Annotated in this window: 12 protein-coding genes, 5 tRNA genes and 1 pseudogene; all 18 read right to left on the bottom strand. The window is 23.8% G+C overall.

Features of this window, described 5'->3' with window-relative positions; all coding sequences use genetic code 4:
* The 18 genes and pseudogenes from T397_RS0101595 to thrS all read right to left on the bottom strand — a co-directional run bounded on the left by T397_RS0101595 (nt 1) and on the right by thrS (nt 18,144).
* Complete coding sequence (locus tag T397_RS0101595) at nt 1–1,380, bottom strand: PDDEXK family nuclease (RefSeq protein ID WP_027123937.1); 1,380 nt, start codon at nt 1,378–1,380, stop codon at nt 1–3.
* Nucleotides 1,380–2,660 (bottom strand): DNA (cytosine-5-)-methyltransferase, encoded by a 1,281-nt coding sequence (gene dcm / locus T397_RS0101590; protein WP_052663065.1) that lies wholly within the window; start codon nt 2,658–2,660, stop codon nt 1,380–1,382. Before dcm ends, T397_RS0101595 begins: the two co-directional genes overlap by 1 nt.
* A 130-nt stretch (nt 2,661–2,790) precedes the next feature.
* Complete coding sequence (tpx, locus tag T397_RS04210) at nt 2,791–3,609, bottom strand: thiol peroxidase (protein WP_052663064.1); 819 nt, start codon at nt 3,607–3,609, stop codon at nt 2,791–2,793.
* 75 nt (nt 3,610–3,684) lie between these two features.
* Nucleotides 3,685–4,662: a phosphate acetyltransferase gene (gene pta, locus T397_RS0101580; RefSeq protein WP_027123935.1), complete on the bottom strand. Its 978-nt coding sequence runs from the start codon at nt 4,660–4,662 to the stop codon at nt 3,685–3,687.
* 195 nt (nt 4,663–4,857) lie between these two features.
* Nucleotides 4,858–5,700, bottom strand: a pseudogene (locus T397_RS04430) (Abi family protein).
* Nucleotides 5,701–5,966: 266 nt separating this feature from the next.
* A tRNA-Gly gene (locus tag T397_RS0101560) sits at nt 5,967–6,040 on the bottom strand.
* Between the two features lie 3 nt (nt 6,041–6,043).
* Nucleotides 6,044–6,129: transfer RNA gene (locus tag T397_RS0101555), tRNA-Leu, on the bottom strand.
* A 4-nt stretch (nt 6,130–6,133) separates the two neighbouring features.
* Nucleotides 6,134–6,208: transfer RNA gene (locus tag T397_RS0101550), tRNA-Lys, on the bottom strand.
* A 57-nt stretch (nt 6,209–6,265) separates the two neighbouring features.
* Nucleotides 6,266–6,340 (bottom strand) — tRNA-Gln (locus T397_RS0101545).
* Between the two features lie 4 nt (nt 6,341–6,344).
* Nucleotides 6,345–6,430: transfer RNA gene (locus tag T397_RS0101540), tRNA-Tyr, on the bottom strand.
* Between the two features lie 15 nt (nt 6,431–6,445).
* Nucleotides 6,446–6,937 (bottom strand): transcription elongation factor GreA, encoded by a 492-nt coding sequence (gene greA, locus T397_RS0101535; RefSeq protein ID WP_408633471.1) that lies wholly within the window; start codon nt 6,935–6,937, stop codon nt 6,446–6,448.
* Between the two features lie 229 nt (nt 6,938–7,166).
* Nucleotides 7,167–8,741, bottom strand: coding sequence for a glycosyltransferase (locus T397_RS0101530; protein ID WP_162150122.1), 1,575 nt, complete (start codon nt 8,739–8,741; stop codon nt 7,167–7,169).
* 148 nt (nt 8,742–8,889) lie between these two features.
* On the bottom strand, nt 8,890–10,518 hold the full coding sequence (locus tag T397_RS0101525) for a CTP synthase (protein WP_027123930.1): 1,629 nt from the start codon (nt 10,516–10,518) through the stop codon (nt 8,890–8,892).
* A 16-nt stretch (nt 10,519–10,534) separates the two neighbouring features.
* Nucleotides 10,535–12,679, bottom strand: coding sequence for a RelA/SpoT family protein (locus tag T397_RS03860; RefSeq protein ID WP_052663063.1), 2,145 nt, complete (start codon nt 12,677–12,679; stop codon nt 10,535–10,537).
* Nucleotides 12,680–12,790: 111 nt separating this feature from the next.
* The gene (locus T397_RS0101515; protein ID WP_027123929.1) at nt 12,791–13,801 is read right to left on the bottom strand and encodes a P30/P32 family tip organella adhesin; all 1,011 of its coding nucleotides are present in this window, start codon (nt 13,799–13,801) and stop codon (nt 12,791–12,793) included.
* A gap of 24 nt (nt 13,802–13,825) precedes the next feature.
* Nucleotides 13,826–15,409: a hypothetical protein gene (locus T397_RS0101510; RefSeq protein ID WP_027123928.1), complete on the bottom strand. Its 1,584-nt coding sequence runs from the start codon at nt 15,407–15,409 to the stop codon at nt 13,826–13,828.
* 160 nt (nt 15,410–15,569) lie between these two features.
* Nucleotides 15,570–16,391, bottom strand: a complete 822-nt coding sequence (locus T397_RS0101505) for an MPN552 family protein (RefSeq protein WP_027123927.1) — start codon at nt 16,389–16,391, stop codon at nt 15,570–15,572.
* A 1-nt stretch (nt 16,392) separates the two neighbouring features.
* On the bottom strand, nt 16,393–18,144 hold the full coding sequence (gene thrS / locus T397_RS0101500) for a threonine--tRNA ligase (protein ID WP_052663062.1): 1,752 nt from the start codon (nt 18,142–18,144) through the stop codon (nt 16,393–16,395).
* Between the last annotated feature and the right edge of the window lie 5 nt (nt 18,145–18,149).

The following is an 18,149-nucleotide window of genomic DNA, read 5'->3' as shown; positions in this document are numbered from 1 at the left end:
CTATAATGACTCTATTTTTTCAATACAAATTTCTTTATTTAGGAAAATTTTATCAAATTTTTTATTGTAATATAGATTATTTTCACATAACTTAATTAATTTTGTTTTTGATATCACTAAATTATATTTATTTTTTAAAGTATCAACAAATTCATTTATATAAATTTCTTTTTTATTTGTTAAAAAAGATTTAATAAATAAATTTGATCTTGATTTTGATTTCACGAAATTAAAAATTTTTACATTACACAGCTTAAAAAAATAAATATTTTTATTTTTTATAAGTTTTTTATCAAAATTAGTAAAATCTATTCTTAATTTATTACAAATTTGAGTTTTATTTTTTAAATAATAATAGTTAAAATAATTATCACCTACATAATCTTTAATTTTGTTAATAATTTCATTATCATAATTTTCAATATTCTTAAAAAAAGTTTCACAATTTGTTTTTGCATATTCTGAATTTGATATTTTTTTTGAAACAATGTTATTAGATATTTCAAAATTGTTTGTTTTTAAAAAAAAATTTATCAAATTTTTGGATTTAATTTCAAATTTTTTTTCAAATCAATTAAAAATTTCATCTAAAGTATAAAATTGATTTGAAAATTCCATATTAATAGATTTTAAAATGTTTTCATAATTTTTATCAATTGTGATATCAAAAGTTGTATTTTTAAAATTTTTGTTTTCTGAAATATTGTTTGAAAGCAAAAACATTTTAATTTTTTTAATAAATTCTTCCTTATTTAGTCAAAAACTTTGCTTTATTATTTTTTCATTAGCAAATGTTGTATATGTATCATAAGAATTTTTTGCATGAGGTCTTAAATGAAAACTTAATTTATTAGAGGATTTAATAAAATTATACTTAATTTTATTATTTGAAAAAGTTTTTGCTCCCCCGTTTGTAAAAATCTTTTTAGTATGAAAAAAAACTTTTTCAGCATTTTTTAAATTTTCATCAGAAAATTTAAAGTAACAAATTTCTTTCACAAATTCAGATTTATCATTTTTATTATTATCAAATAAAACAAAAAGAAATATTTTATTTTTTAATAGGTTATATAAGCTTGTTTTTTTGAAATTATCTTGTTTTAAATCATCTAAAGTTAAAGATATTAATTGAATATGTTCTTTTAGTTCATGTTTATCAAAATTATAAAATATAGATCTCAAGGAAATATTATTATCCTTTAAAAATTTATTAGAATTATTGTTAAAAAATAAATCTAAATATTTCTTTAAAATTAAATTTCTTTTATTTTTTCCTAGTGAAATTTTCAAATCATAGGAATTAGATAATTCTAAAAGAGTTTTATCTCTTAATAAATTTAATTTATCTATCAATATTTTTAAATTTTTGTTATTAAACATTAAATATTGTTTTTAATATCCTTCTTTATAATTTTTTTTAATGGAAGTGATAATCTATTAATTATTCCACAAACTAATGCGTTCCCCATTAAAAAATAACGTTGCTTGTCAGTTATACCATCAATTTTAGTTCAATTGTCTGGAAACATATTAAGTCTTTCACATTCTATAGGTAATAAATATCTATATTTATTTTTTTTATATTCAATAAAATGACTCATTCTACTTAATGAGCCTTCAGAAGTTACTAAAGTTCGACTAGGCAAATTTATATTATCGGGAAAATTTAATCTCCCCTCAGAATAATTATATTTGTGTCCAGTTTTTTTATTTTTTTTCGTTATTTTTTTTTTGCTTTTTAATATTTTTACTTTATCTAATCTGTTTTCTGAAATAATAAACTTTTTATCAATATCTCTTTTATTGATTAATATATTTTTTAAATAAATTTTTTTTCCTTCATATATTGATTTTGTTTTAAATGTATAAACATTATTTATATTTAGCATTATTCCAAAATCAAAAAAATTTATTTTAAAATTTTTATTTTTTAATTCCGAATTTAAATTTATTTTTTTTTCTTCTTTTATAGAAAAATCGAATGATTTATTAAAAAAATTATTTTTATTATTTATTAATTTTTTAAAATTAAAATTTTTTACATTATTTTTATAATATTTTTTTATTTCATTTTTAAAAAAGAATGAATTTTTTTTGCAAGCAAATATAAAAATTCTTTTTCGTTTTTGTGGCATTCCATAATCTGCAGCATTTATAATTTTTCACTCAACATAATAATTTAAATCTGACAAGGATTTTAAAATTGTAGAAAAATCTTTTCCTCTGTTTTTAGATGGTGAAATAAGTAATCTATCAACATTTTCAAAAAGCAAAAATTTTGGTTTTTTTTCTTTTAAAATTTTATGGATTTCTCATCATAAAATACCTTTTTTTCCTTCTAAACCTTTTGAATTAACTAAGGTTGTTGCAACTGAATAATCTTGACATGGAAAACCGCCAACTAATAAATCATGATTAGGTATAGCAGATTTATCTATTAAGTTAATATCAACATTAGAATTATTTAAATTTGAATCTTTTAAAAATCTACTAATATAGCAATTGTATGCAAATTGATTTTTTGATTTGGGTTCTCATTGATTAAAAAATACAAATTTAAAGTTTTTTGATTCTCTAACTTTGCCTTTAACTAGTTTAACATTATTTAAGCCAACTCTAAATCCGCCAACACCAGCAAATAACTCTACAACTTTAATCATAATTAATATAAATTAAGTATCTGATAATAAAAATAAAAGCAATAAAAAATAATTTAGATAAAGTGTGTTTCATAATATATATATATATATATGTATGTACAAATCTTTATGTAAAAAAAATAAACACAAATTATTCAAGTATATCTATTTTACTAATTAATTCCAAAATTTTATAATCATTTTTATCAATTCATTCAATTACATTAAAATTTTCATCATTAAAATGATTATATTTGTCTCCTGTTAAATTTAAAAAATTAAATAAATTTCATACTACAGATCCATGAGCATTGTAATTAAAAAAAATTTTTTCAAGTTCTGAAAAATTTTTTTTATTTTCAAATTTTTCTATTAAAAGATTACAAATAAAATTAAAATCAATTTTTACCGATTTATATTGTTTTTTATACTTCGCTAAATTATCTATTTTGATTTCTGTTTTTTCAACATTAATTAAATTAGCATTTAAAAAATTTTTAATTTGGTTAAAATCTAAAGAAGAGCCTACTTTTTCAGCAAATTGAATATAAATAATTTTATTATTTTCATCTAAAATAAAAACACTTCTATATAGCAAATTAGCTTCTGGTATCACTATACCTAATTCGTGTCCTAATTTAAGTTCATTATAATCAGAAAGTAATTTAGCATCAATTAATTCATTAGCTAAACATCATCGTTTGTGCGCAAATGGCAAATCAGCACTAACATTAATTAATTCAATATTTTTTTCTTTTGCTAATTTATACATTTCTTTAGTTTGAGTGTCACAAATTCCTGTATCTATTGATGGGAAAATAGAAATAATTTTTTTTCCATGAATTTCATATAAAGAATGAAAATTTAAATCTTTATCTATTAATTCTATATTTTTAATTTCATATCCAATTTTTACTTCTGTTTTTAAAGATTTATTCATTGATATATCTTTAAGTAATAATGATTTCATATAATTTCTATTCCTATTAAATATTTAATATGATATTAGTTTACATTAAATTAATTTTGTTTGTTAATAACTAATTTATAAAATAGCTTGAGCTGCTGTAATAATTGAAACATCAACAATTTCTGAAACTGATGCTCCGCGCGATAAATCATTAACAGGTTTATCTAATCCAATTAAAATTGGACCTATTGCTTCAAAATTACCTAAACGTTGTGCAATTTTATATCCAATATTACCAGAATCTATGTTTGGAAAAATATATATGTCAGGTTTTTTGTCTCATGTTAATTTAGGTGCTTTTTGTTTTCTTACTTCATCAACATAAGCAGCATCAAATTGAATTTCTCCTGCTAAATCTATATTGCTGTATATTGGGTCTTGTTTAATAATTTCATACGCATTTCTAACTTTATCAACAGATTCGCCAACACCTGAACCAAAAGTTGAATAACTCAGCATAGCAGTTTTAAGATTTTGAATTTTTAAAACATTTTTAGCAAAATCAATCGCACCCTTAGTTATTTCAGCTAATTCTTCAGAATTTGGATTAATATTAATGGCACAATCAGCAAATATTAAAATTTCATTTTGTCTTTCCATTACAAACAAACTTGAAACAATTTTATTATTTGGTTTAGTTTTAATAATTTGCAATGCCGGTTTTAATGTATCTTTTGTAGGATACTCTTTTCCACAAACTTCACCATCAGCCTCATTTAATTTAACTAATAAAGAAGCTAAAACATTTGGTTTTTTAACTTCTTCAAATGCTTGTTCTATAGTCATTCCTTTTGTTTTTCTTAATTCGTATAATTGATTAGCATATTTGTTTAAATCTAAATCATCAACAATAATTTTTTTTATATCAGAATTTATAGACGTTGGAATTTCATTTTTATTTCTAAATATTAAAATCGGAATAATTGGATAATTTTTAACTAATTCTTCTGCTGCTTCTTGCACAAAAGGTGATCAACCTTCAGCTAAAATAATTTTAGGTTTAACATTTTTATCAGTAATTTTTTGAATTAATGTTTTAATAATTGAGCTCATTTGTAAAATCCATGAATAAAAATATTGAGAAATTAATTATACAAACTTATTTGATTAGTTATATATTTATAAAAATAAAAAACCCTAACAAGATGTTAGGGCGCTTCAGCTGGGATGGAGCAAATGCTCTTTCATATCTTAAAGTAAGACAACCGTTACCGACTTTACAAATTTATTATAATTCAAAAATATTTTTTAGCAAGGAATATAATTCATTTTTTTATATATAAATTCTTTTGATTCATCTGGAATTTTATCAGATTTAGATATTTTTGAATTTATCTTTTCTTTTATAATCGTTTGGAGTGATTCAGTAGAACTACCAAAAGAATTTAAACAATCAATAATTTTTACAATTTCTAAAAGTCTAATATTGTTATTAAAATTTTCAAAGAAAGTATATAAAAATTTTTTTAATGAATGACTATCTTTATTGATTTGAATATTATAAACAACATTATTATGACAACATCTATTTCTAATATTTACCAAGCTGTGCATTACTGCTGAAAAAATATCTATATTTTTGTCAAACTTTTTTTGAAATGCTATATTCAATATATCCATTTGAATTTCATTGTTTAATTTAAAAAAATATTTTAATAAAAAACCAAAAGAAATTGAAAGAAATAAGGATTATATAGGAATTGTTTTTAAATTATTTTTATATTTTTTATATAAATTTATCTTTATGTCAATTTTTTTCAAAATTTGTTTTTCTATTTTTTCTCTATCTTTAATTTTTATTTTATAAATTTTATTTCAATTTTCAGATGATAAATTAAGAATATCACCATTAGGCATATTAATTGAATGTAATTTTTTAGCAATTGAATAACAAATAGCTGTATTGAATCTTCTTTCTATGTTGAAAATATTGCTTAAAATTAATTTACTAATATCTCTATCAAAATTAAATAATGTTATTAAAGATTCTTCATTAACTTTATCCATGTATTTATTATTTGCTCTTCTAAAACCTGACATAAAGGGGTCATTATATCCATTGATAAAATTTTGATAATTGTAGTTTTTTAAATAGTAAAGTAATTTATCTTTATTATTAATTTTTAAATTTCTTTTTTTAATAATTCTATTTGTTCATTAAATGTTAAAAATTTTTTTAATTTACATTTTTTTTCTTTTTTCATAATACAAAACTTTAATAAAAATAAATTGTAATTTTATTATTTTTTAAACTCATTTTAAAATATCTAAAATTTTTATCCATAAATTTATAAAAAAACCAACTCCTTATTTAAATAAAGAGTTGGCATTTATATTAATTCGAAATTTAGTAATAATGGAGCGGGTAATCGGGATCGAACCGACATCAACAGCTTGGAAGGCTGTGGTTCTACCATTGAACTATACCCGCCTATGGTGCCCGAAGCCGGACTTGAACCGGCACGGTATTGCTACCCCAGGATTTTAAGTCCTGTACGTCTACCATTCCGTCACTCGGGCTAAATGGTGATCCGCCCGAGGCTCGAACTCGGGACCCTTTGATTAAAAGTCAAATGCTCTACCACTGAGCTAGCGGATCAATTAAGTAAGAAATATTTTTTTAAAAATATTCTTACTAAATTTTAGATTCATAAATTGGCTGGGATGGATGGGATCGAACCATCGCATGATAGAGTCAAAGTCTATTGCCTTACCGCTTGGCTACATCCCAATAATGGTGGGCAGGGACGGATTCGAACCGCCGAAACCGGATGGTGTCTGATTTACAGTCAGAAGCGTTTAGCCACTTCGCTACCTACCCATTTTTTATTGCAAATTAACTATTATTTTTAATTTTCTTAATAGTTACATTATATGGAAATTCAATTCCTCTTATTTCGCAAACATCACCTTCTTTTTTACCAATAATAGCTTTTGCTAAAGGTGATTCATTTGAAATCTTATTTTTAGAAGGATCAGCTTCAATAGCTCCAACAATTTCATATTGATGTTTTTGTTGATCTTCATGATCAAGAATTTGTACAATAGTACCAATACGAACTACAAGTTGTTGGGAACGTGATTCTTTAATGATTTCTATATTGCTTAAAATATCTTGAATCTCTTTTATTCGAGTTTCAATTTCTCCTTGAGAACTTTTAGCAGCATCATAGTCAGCATTTTCTGACAAGTCACCTTGTTCACGCGCTTCTTGAATTAATTTAATAACTTCAGGACGTTTAACATCAACTAAATAACGTAATTCTTCTTCTAGTTGTTTGCGTCCTTGTTCTGTTAATAAATACTTGTCTGCCATGAAAATTATCATTCCATAAATATTAATTTGCTTAAACATTATAATATATAAATATTTATTTTTTCCACAAAATATTCCATTCTACTTATAAAATATTTTAAAAATTGTAAATGTATGTAATATTTAGGAATTGAATTATTCTTTTTAACAAACAAAAGTTAAATTAATTGCATAAAATAATAATTTAAATAAACCAAACTTTTAAGTTATTCATTCAATTAACTATAATATATAAAATAGATTACAAATTATATGATTGGTAATTTTGTTTTTCGTTTTTTTTATTACTCATTAAAGTAAAAAAAATTATAAATATATTTGGAATAGTAAAAAATACATACCAAAATATTAATTCATATTTAAATGTACCCAATAAAAAAACTGAAATAATAGATATTGATAAAAATAGAAAATAAATAAAAATATCTCAAATGTTTAATTTAATCGCAGATCAAATGGTATATTTTTTACTATTTTTAGGAGTAACAATAAATTTAGCTTTTTTTCTAAAAATTGATAATGTGAAAATTCTTATGCAAAATGTTATCAATGAGGGGTAAAAAAACAAATAAAAAAGTAAATAACCTAATAAATTTAAAAAATTTTCTTTTCTTTGAATCATAAAAATTAAATCAGATATTAAATAAATAAAATTAAAAAAAATTAAAAATATTCAAATTATATATTGAAATTTGTATTGAAAATTCAAAGGACCCAAAATTAAAAAACTTATTATTAATAGCAATATTGAATATAGATTGATAAAAATACTAGTTACATCAAAAAATAAACTAAGTTTCATAAAAAAGTTTTTTTTAACAAAAATTTCAGTACCTAATTTTTTAATTAATTCAATATGACCTTGAGTAATTTTATTGAGATATTTTTTATAAGCTAAATAATCAATAGGAAATTTTTCTTCACATATTACATGTGGTAAAAATAAAGATTTATAACCCTTATTTAAAGATTTAATTAAAAAACCTATGTCTTCTGTAACAATTTCAGGGAATCCATTACAATCAAAATAACAATTACGGCTTATCATTGCACCATGTCCATAAAAGGGTGTTGTGCCATATAAATTTTTAAAAGACATTGATATTGTTCAATATGGCAGCACATGATTAGATGCTAATTTATCGAAAAAATTACTTGTTCTAGTTGCTTTATGATTTGCTTGAATAATACCTATATCATTTGTAAAATACAACAAACATTCTTTTATAAAATTTTTAGGAATTATTTCATCGCTATCTAAAATAACAAAATAATCGAAAAATTCTTTTGTGTTCATTAAAAAATTATTAATATTACCTGCTTTAAATCCTGAAATATTATTTCTTCTAATTAAATTAATGTTTTGATATTTTGCACAAAAATCATTAATTTCATTTTTAAAAGTATCTTTTTTAGAATCATCTAAAATATAAATTTTAAAATTATCATAATCTTGTTCAATAGATTTAAGCAAACTATTTGAATCAAAATCATCACATGTAAGATACAATAGTAAAACTTTAGGTTGTCCTTTATCAAATAGTTTTTCATTTTTTAAATAAAATTTGGATATTGGTTTATTTTTAATATAAAAAAAATATGTAACCATTGTAATAAAATCTTTAATACCAATACAAGTAATAAAATTTATTACAATTCAATTTATTACAATAAAAATTTTTACTACTACTTCATTAACACTTAATAAAGTATGATTTCATTGATAAACAATCATATATCAAAAAGATAAGCCAGAAAAAATTAATCAAAATACAAAAAATAAAATATATGGAATATTGGCTTTTTTTGACTGCATGTTATCAAAACTATAATTAGCGAAAAAAAATGGAAAAACCATTATAAAAAAAAAAAAAAAAAGGCAAGTTTTTCAATAGTTTTTATGCAATTAAATTTTTGATTAATATGTTTTATCTATTTTTATTAACTTTAAAAATTAAATTTTTTTATTTTTTATATTGCTTGGCATTTTTAATTAAATTAACAAATAAAACTTCAGGTTGATATAAAGTTGAATTAAATTCTGGATGATATTGGGTTGCAATAAAAAAAGGATGATTTTTAATTTCAATTATTTCTTGAAGATTATTTTTTTTATTAACACCAGAAAAAATAAAACCAGCTTTTTCAAAGTCTTTTAAATAATCATTATTAAATTCATAACGATGTCGGTGTCGTCGTTTAATATTTTTTTTGTTATAAATTTTAGATGCTAATGTGTTTGATTTAATACTGCATTCATAGTTACCTAATCTTAAAGTTCCGCCTAATTGAACTTTATTTTTAACAATTAAATCTAAAATTTTATTTTTTGTGTCAGGATTAAATTCTGTTGAATTTGCATCTTTCAAATTTAAAACATTTCTTGCAAATTCAACACATGCTAATTGCATTCCTAAACAAATTCCTAAAAAAGGCAATTTATTTTCTCTAGCATATTGTATAGCAAATAACTTACCATCAATTCCCCTATTATCAAAACCGCCAGGAATAACTAATCCGTTAACTTTTTTTAATTCTTCAATAATTTGCTCTTTTTTAAGCACTGCATCAATCCAAACTAGTTCTAAATTAATGTTTTGATAATATGAAGCAATTTTTAAAGATTCATAAATTGAAATATAAGCATCTTTAAGTTGGGTGTATTTTCCAACAATTGCAATTTTAATTAAAGATTGAGTTTTTTGATTTTTTATTGCAGATATTAAATCACTAAATTTCTTAGATAAAGTTTTAGATTTAAATTTTAAATTTAATTTTTTAGCTAAAGCATTATGAATTTTTTGCTTATATAAATATTCAGGCAACAAATGAATATTATCAAGATCAACACATGAAAAAATATTTTTTAATTTTACATAAGTTGTTATCGCTATTTTATTTTTTATATCATCAGATATTTCTTTATTAGATCTAACTAATAATAGATCTGGTTCAATTCCAAAACTTCGTAATTCTTTAATTGAGTGTTGTAATGGTTTTGTTTTAATTTCATAAGATGGACTTATTTCAATGATTGGAACTACATGAATACAAACTGCTTGATTATCTGGTAATTCATACTTAATTTGTCGCATAGCTTCCACAAATGGAATTGATTCTATATCACCAATTGTTCCACCAATTTCAACAATAACAATATCAGAATTCGTTTCATTACCTAACTGATAAATTGAATTTTTAATTTCGTCTGTAACATGTGGAATAACTTGAATAGTTTTTCCAACATATTTACCATCGCGTTCAGCTTTAATAACTTTATTGTAAATTTTGCCAGCTGTTATAGATGACAATGAAGTAAGTTCAACATTTAAAAATCGTTCGTAGTGTCCCAAATCTAAGTCCGTTTCCATACCATCTTTGGTTACATATACTTCACCGTGTTGATATGGCGACATTGTTCCTGGATCAACATTAAGATAAGGATCAAGTTTAATGCTTGTAATTTTTAAACCTAATTGATTAAGTAAACAACCAATGCTAGCTGCACTTAAACCTTTACCTAATGATGAAAAAACACCACCTGTAATAAATATATATTTTGTTTTTTTGTTTCATTTAATGTTTGTTTTCATATTTACTTAACCGATACTAAATCATTTTTCAAATAAAATTAATATTTCTTAAAATCATTTCACTCATAATACGTTCTAAATGATTCATATCATAAACATATAATATTACATTTGCACAAAATTCTTGAGTAGTTTTGTTTTTGGAAATTGAGATTTCATTTAAACTACCTTGATTTTTAATAATATTTAAAACAATTGAATTGACAACAGATTCACTTCATGAACCTTTAATTTCAACATGAGTTCAAAATTTTCTTGTCAGTGTTTCAAGTTTCTTTTTATTTCATCTTAAAGGAATTAATTTATTACTATGCGAAAATTTATGCAACTGTCTACAAGTTGGATTGTGAACATAAAGTTGTGAACGTTCTTTAATTCCGACAACTTGCATATAAGGTAATTTTGAACAACATCTTGGAATTTGTATACTATTAATTTTTAAGCCTTCAACAACTTCAAAAAACGACTGGTTAAAAACCCATCTATTACTATGCTTGCGTATTTCTTTTAAAACAGATTTTCAAATGTTAGACTTAGAAAAAAAATCAATTTGGTCTTTAGAAGATAAATGTAAAACATTAATATAACTTAAGTATTCCTTAATTGAATTTAATTGTAAGATTTTTAATCGTTTTAACATTTCGGCATTACTAATTTGATTATCTTTTAAAGTTTTTGCTACTTCATCTAAAAAGTTTTGAACAGAATTGTATTGTGTAATTTCTAAATTACTAACAATTTGATTAATATGCTTGCGAATTGTGGGATTACTTACATAACGATTTCAATTTTCTCTAATGGTTGGATTTTTATTATACGTAATTTCAATTACATCACCATTATCAAGATTTTGACCTCAAGGAATTTTTTCTCCAAATCTAAAAATATTTTCAATATATTTAAATTGTTCAGGGTCAACTTGATAAGCTAAATCTAATACAGTTGAACTTGCAGGAATATTATATGTATTTTGATTATTAGTAACAATAACATCTATAACTGGAATTTTTGTTAATTCTTTTATTAAATCAGTATCTTTTTTAGTTGAATTTAAAAATAAATCTAATTGAAATATTTTAGATGCTTCATTTACTAAAACAGTTTTATATTCTTCTTTATAACGTCAATGACTAGCCAAGCCCAAACGACTATTAGCATCCATTCATTTTGTTCTAATTTGAATTTCTACTAAAGTTTTTTCATCAATAATTGTAGTGTGAATAGATTGATACAAATTATTTTTTGGCGCAGAAACATAATCCTTAAAAAACTTTGGAATGTATTTAAAGTTCAAATGAATTAATCCTAAAACATGATAAATATCTAATTCATTATCTAATATAATTCTTAAAGCATATACGTCATGAATATTGTTAATACGAGATATAGAATTTAATTTATTATATGTTGAATAAATTCCTTTAATTCTATCTTCAAACTTATATTTAATGTTTTCATCATTTAATAAATTGTGAATTTTATCAGTAATTTTTTTTCATTTATCTTCATTAATTAAACGGTATTCATTAATAATTGAGACTGTATTAGTATATGCCTCATAATTTATTATATGAAAAGCTTGATCTAGTAATTGAGTTTTAACATTGTACATCCCTAAACGACCAGCAATGTTTGCATAAATATCAAAAGTTTCTTGAGCAATAGCTTTTTGTCTAATAGGATTTAAGAATTGAATTGTACTTAAATTGTGAAAACGATCAGCCAACTTAATAATAATTGCACGAATATCTTTTGAAATAGATAAAAAAACTTGGATTTGATAGTTAGGGTTTAAATTTTTTAATTGATTTTGCTCACGATTTTTTTTAGCAATCAAAGAAATTTTAGTAACCATTTGAACTAATACAGTTATTTCATTGCCAAATAATTCAATTAATTCTTCTTCAGTTACTTCGGTATCTTCTAAAATATCATGTAATAAACCTGCACAAATTGTAGTAACATCCATTTTTCATTCAACTAATTTGATTGCAGTTTCTAATGGATGAATAATAAAAGGTTCACCACTTTTACGTTTTTGATTTTCATGTTTTTGAAAAGCAAAATTTAGTGATTTTTTTATTAAAGCAATTTCTTCTTGATCATAATTTGATTCTAATGAATTTAAAAAAAATTGTTCACGTTCTTTATAATTTGTCATTGTTTTAATAAACTTACATGATAACACTTTTTATCTTATAAGTATAACAAAAAAACCTAATCTTATATCAATGTAAGATTAGGTTCAAATGTTGTAAAAAATAATATATTTTTAATAATTTAGTCAATAAAAGTTATTAGGACGAGGTGGCAGTTGTTGATTTACATAGCCATTATTAAACATTTGGGGTATTATTATTGGGATTGGACGTGGTTGTTGAGGTGGTACTGATGGTGCAGGGTATCCATATGGAGGTTGTTGAGGCAACATCATTCCGATCATTACAGGGTAACCATATGGAAGTTGCGGTATAACCCCTAATAACGGACGTGGTTGTTGAGGTGGTATTGATGGTGCAGGGTATCCATATGGCATTTGAGGCATCATTGCAGGCATCGGACGTGGTTGTTGAGGTATCATTGATGGCGCAGGGTATCCATACGGCATTTGAGGCATCATTGCAGGCATTGGACGTGGTTGTTGAGGTGGTACTGATGGTGCAGGGTATCCATAAGGCATTTGTTGAGGTGTTGGATAACCATATGGAACTTGAGGAGGCATTCCTGTTCTAGGATATTGATTATAAAAGTTGTTGTTCATATTGTCATTTCCTTTGCGAGCACTTCTATTAGGATTAAGTGATATTAATGAAGTTTGGCTAGCTTTATTATCTAAATTATTATCTGCAGCATGACTTACATTATTATTTACAACATCAACATTATGATTTTCTTCACGTTGCATTGCTTCAGCACGTTCTCTTGCAACAGATTGTAATCGTCCCATTAAACGATTATGTTCTTCTTGTTGCATTTGAATTTCTCTTTCTTTCTTTTTAGATAAAGGAATCCCAATACCTAAACCTAAAATGATACAAAGAACTAATAAAGAACCACAACCCGCAACAACAGGAATAAATCATGGTTGTTCTGTAATTGGAACACCGCCAACAACTGAATCATTTTCAGCTTTAGTAATTAAATTAATTACATATAAATCTTGTGATGATTTATTTATAGTTAAAAAAACAACAAGAAACAAAATTAAAGAACAAACAATTAATATACTCAGAGCTATTATTATTTTTATTTTTTTATTTGAAATTCATTTATTTGTTTTCATGTTATCACTTTACTTTTATTGTTTTTAATAATCAAATGGATGGAAATCAATAAAACCTAAATGTCTAGATGGTAATTGTCTTCCGAAACGATAAGAACTAAATGAGTATGGAGAATCTAGATAACTTGGACTAGCATATGTACCATAACGTGGGCGAGATGAGTAATAACTCATTGGTCCATATCTACGTGGCATATCGTAATAACTTGGTCTAGAAAAAGAAACTGAATCATAAGAAGGAGAGAATGATCTTATGTAAGGTCTACTATATGAAATTGCTAAAGGACGAGCAGATGGATATGGAATTGTATCAATAGGTCTATATGTTGGGATAGGTTCAATGAAGTCTAAATCTGGAATTTCATCAACTAAACGACCTGGAACATATTTTTCTTTAATATATCCATTATTATCTGAAGGTTGATATTGTTGCGAATTATTTTGTTTAGAAGACAATGAAGCACGAGTTTCATCTCTAACGCGTTTAACTTCATTGTTTAAATTCAACAATTCATTTTTAGCATTTTGAATTTCCATTTTAACACGTTGCATTTCTTGATTAGCTTTTTGAATTTCATTTGAATTCATTTCAGCAATTTGTGAAGTGCTATGATTAGTTTCTTCTTTAACACGTTTAAATTCGTTGTTTAAATTTAACAATTCATTTCTAGCATTTTGAATTTCCATTCTAACACGTTGCATTTCTTGATTAGCTTTTTGAATTTCATTATTATTAGCTTCATTAATTGAAGCAAAATTAGCTAATCTTTCTGCTTGGCTATCAACAGAACGTTTAACTTCTTCTAATCGCTTATTTTGTTCTTCAAGTTGATTATTAGTTGGTTGAGAAATTCTATTAACCAAAATTGGTTCTTCAAAAGTTTGAATAGGTTGTTGAATCGGAATTGGAGTTGGAGTTATATATTCTTGGATTGGTTGTTGGTAATAAACTTGATCTTGATAGAAATCTTGTTGTGGTGGTTGTTGCATTTGATTTAAATTTTGATTCAAACCAAATACATCTTGTTCATTATAAGGAACACCTGGGTATTGTTCTTGGTGTTGTTGATCATAGCCTTCTACTGGATATTGTTCATCATAATTAGATACATTAGCTTGTTCATCAACATATGCTTGATCATTATGCTCTTCAACATGTTGTTCTTGTGGTTGTTCTTGTGGTTGTTCATTTTCTTCAGGAGCAATAAACATATCTAATGTAATTTGATTATGATCAGCATCATAATAATTAGATATATCAATAGGTTCGCCAGTTTCTGGATTGTAAAAAGTTTTACTTGGAATGTCTAATGCAAGTGTTACAACATTGTTCTCACTATCATATGCTTGGAAAGTTGTAACACTATCATCAGAATCTCCATCTACTGAAGGACCATGAATTTGATTGTCTTCAACATCAAACAATTGTAAGTTAGGATCAAGTGGTTTAAAATTCTTTACTGAAACCAAATCTTCAGTTTCAGGATTATAAGCTAATGCATGCGGTTTACCTTTTAAATCATATGCATAAATAATTTCCATGTCAGGAAATTTTTTGCTCATTTTCTTTTGTAGTGCTAAAAGTTTTTTTTCTATTTTAGGTGTCATAATCTTATCAATAAATTATCCTATTTATAAAGTAATACTAAAGTTCCAAAACCAAATTTTCATATTAGAAACATCACATAAAATTCTAACACAATAAATCCTAAAGTATTTGGAAAATATTTAAATATATTATATTTTGAAGAAGTATTCTTCAAAAAATTTACTCTAAAATTTTATCTAAACGTTTTGTATCATAAGTTAAATAATTTGCATTAGAAATTGAAGTGTCAAAATTTGCTGGAACAACAATTTGACCATAAAATTCTTTTCCTTCATTATCAAATTCTTTTAAACTAACATAAGTAACATTATTAAGTGGAATATCTAAATTTGTTAAGTATTTTGAAATAACTTTAAATTTAGATGAAGATTTAAGATTAAATAAGTATGTGTTATTAAAAAATTGGTTCACATTGATATCAGAAGCCAACAATAAATCATTTAATTCATTATTTTCATCAAAAAATTTTTCATCAAAATTTGAACCTGATGAGTAAACATATATTTCACTTACATCAATTTGTTTTAATTGATTTTCAAATGATAAGTAATCATTATTAATTGTGAAATCAAATTTTCAAATTAATTTAAATTGTTTAGCACTTTGCACATTTAAAAAATAATTTAACAAAACATTTGTTCCGGGTTTATTTTTTAACTGACCCTTAACTAAAACTCCTGATTGAGAAGATATTGCTAAATGCAATATTAAATCTAAAGTATCATTATTTAAAAAACCATCATAAATAAAATTTTCTTGATTATTAATTTTAAAACAACTACCGCCGCCTGACACAATATCAATATTATTGATATTTAATAGTGAACAAATTTGTGATGCTTGATCATATCATCCATTGCTACTTAAAATGATTAATGAATCACTTGCTAGTCTATGAAAAAATCTTTCAATGTGTTTTGAACTTACATCTTGGCAATATATTGCTGGTAAATTAGTATCTATTATGTATGCTTTTTTCATTTTATTTGTGCTCTATATTGGCATTTTCAATCATTTTAACAAATTCTAAAAAAGAAATCTTACTTATTAATTCAGACCCATATTGACGATAATTTATTTCTTCAAGATTTTTGGCTTCATTATCTCCAATAACAATTTGCAAAGGTATTTTTTGAATTTGAGCATCTCTAATTTTTTTAGATAAACGTTCATCTCTAGAATCAATTTCGCAACGTATTTTATTAAATAATAATTTATTTAATAATGTCTTACAAGATTCTAAATGAACTTGATTATTAACAGGAATAATTTTTACTTGAACAGGAGCTAATCAAATCGGCAAAATTCCTTTTGTTTGTTCTAACAAAGTTGCAATAAATCTTTCATAAGTACCTATAATTCCCAAATGAATTATCACACATCGAGATTGATTATTTTGTGAATCTATATAAGTAGTATTAAATTTTTGTGGCAATGAAAAATCTAATTGAATTGTTGAACAAGTAATAATTTTATTTAATGATGTTTTACATTGAAAATCAATTTTTGGACCATAAAAAGCTGCATCGCCAATTTTTTTAGAAAAAGACACATTAAATTTTTTTAAAGCGTTTTCTAACTGTGTTTCACTTCTGTTTCACATTTCATTATCATCAATAAATTTTGTCTTATTTTCTGGATCATGAAGCGCTAAATCAATATGATCTATTTTTAAATTAAAAGTTTTTATAACTTCATTAATAATGTTATAAGCATTTATAATTTCATCTTCAATTTGATCGGGACGACAAAAAATATGATTATCTAATAAAGTCATTACTCGTACACGTTCTAAACCAATTAAAGATCCAGAACTTTCATAACGATGCATAATTGAATCTTCTGATAAACGAATTGGCAATTCTTTGTAAGAATGAGGTTTATTTAAATAAACCAAACAATGATGTGGGCAAGTCATTGGTCGAAGCATCATTGATTCATTATCTAGTTCTATTGGTGGAAACATATCTTCATTATAGTGACTATAATGACCGCTTATTTTATATAGTTCTAAATTTCCCAAAACAGGAGTAGAAACAAAATTAAATCCATATTTTAATTGACAATCATGAACGTAATTGCCGATAATATTACGCAATGTAGTTCCATATGGCAATCAAATAGGCATTCCTTGACCTGTCAAAGAATTAAAAGTAAACAATTCTAAATTTTTTCCTATTTTGCGATGATCACGTTCTTTTCGCTCTTCAAATTCTTTAACAAAATTAGTTAGTTCATTTTCAGATTTAAATGAACAACCTACTATTCTTATTAATTGTGGTTTGTTTTCATTGGCTTTTCAATAAACACCACCAATTGACAACAATTGATTAAATTTTAAATCTGAAAATTTATCTAAAATTGGAAACTCGTGTCAAATAAATAAATCTTTTTTTAATAGATGAATAAATCTAAAATTGGATAAATTGGATTCCTTAATTAATTCAGAAGTAAATTCATCATAATTAACTTTTTTTAAAGCTTCTGCTTTGGTTAAATTAATAATTTCATATTTTTCTAAATTTAGTGCAAGTTTAATTATTTTTTTTTCAATTGATTTAAAATCTTTAGCACCTATATCTTTATTTATTAAAAAATCTACTAAAAATGTGTCATCAGTAAAATTTATTTCACCAAATTTAGCATTATTGTCAATTTCTAATAAATAAATTTTTAAAAGTAAACTATAAGTACTTAAAAATAAATTTGATTCATTTTGATTAGAAATATTCATAAAAT

It is taken from the genome of Mycoplasmoides pirum ATCC 25960, assembly GCF_000685905.1.
GTDB classification, from domain to species: Bacteria; Bacillota_I; Bacilli_A; order Mycoplasmatales; family Mycoplasmoidaceae; genus Mycoplasmoides; species Mycoplasmoides pirum.
Note: the sequence above shows the minus strand (reverse complement) of the source record. Positions and strands in the feature narration are given on the sequence as shown.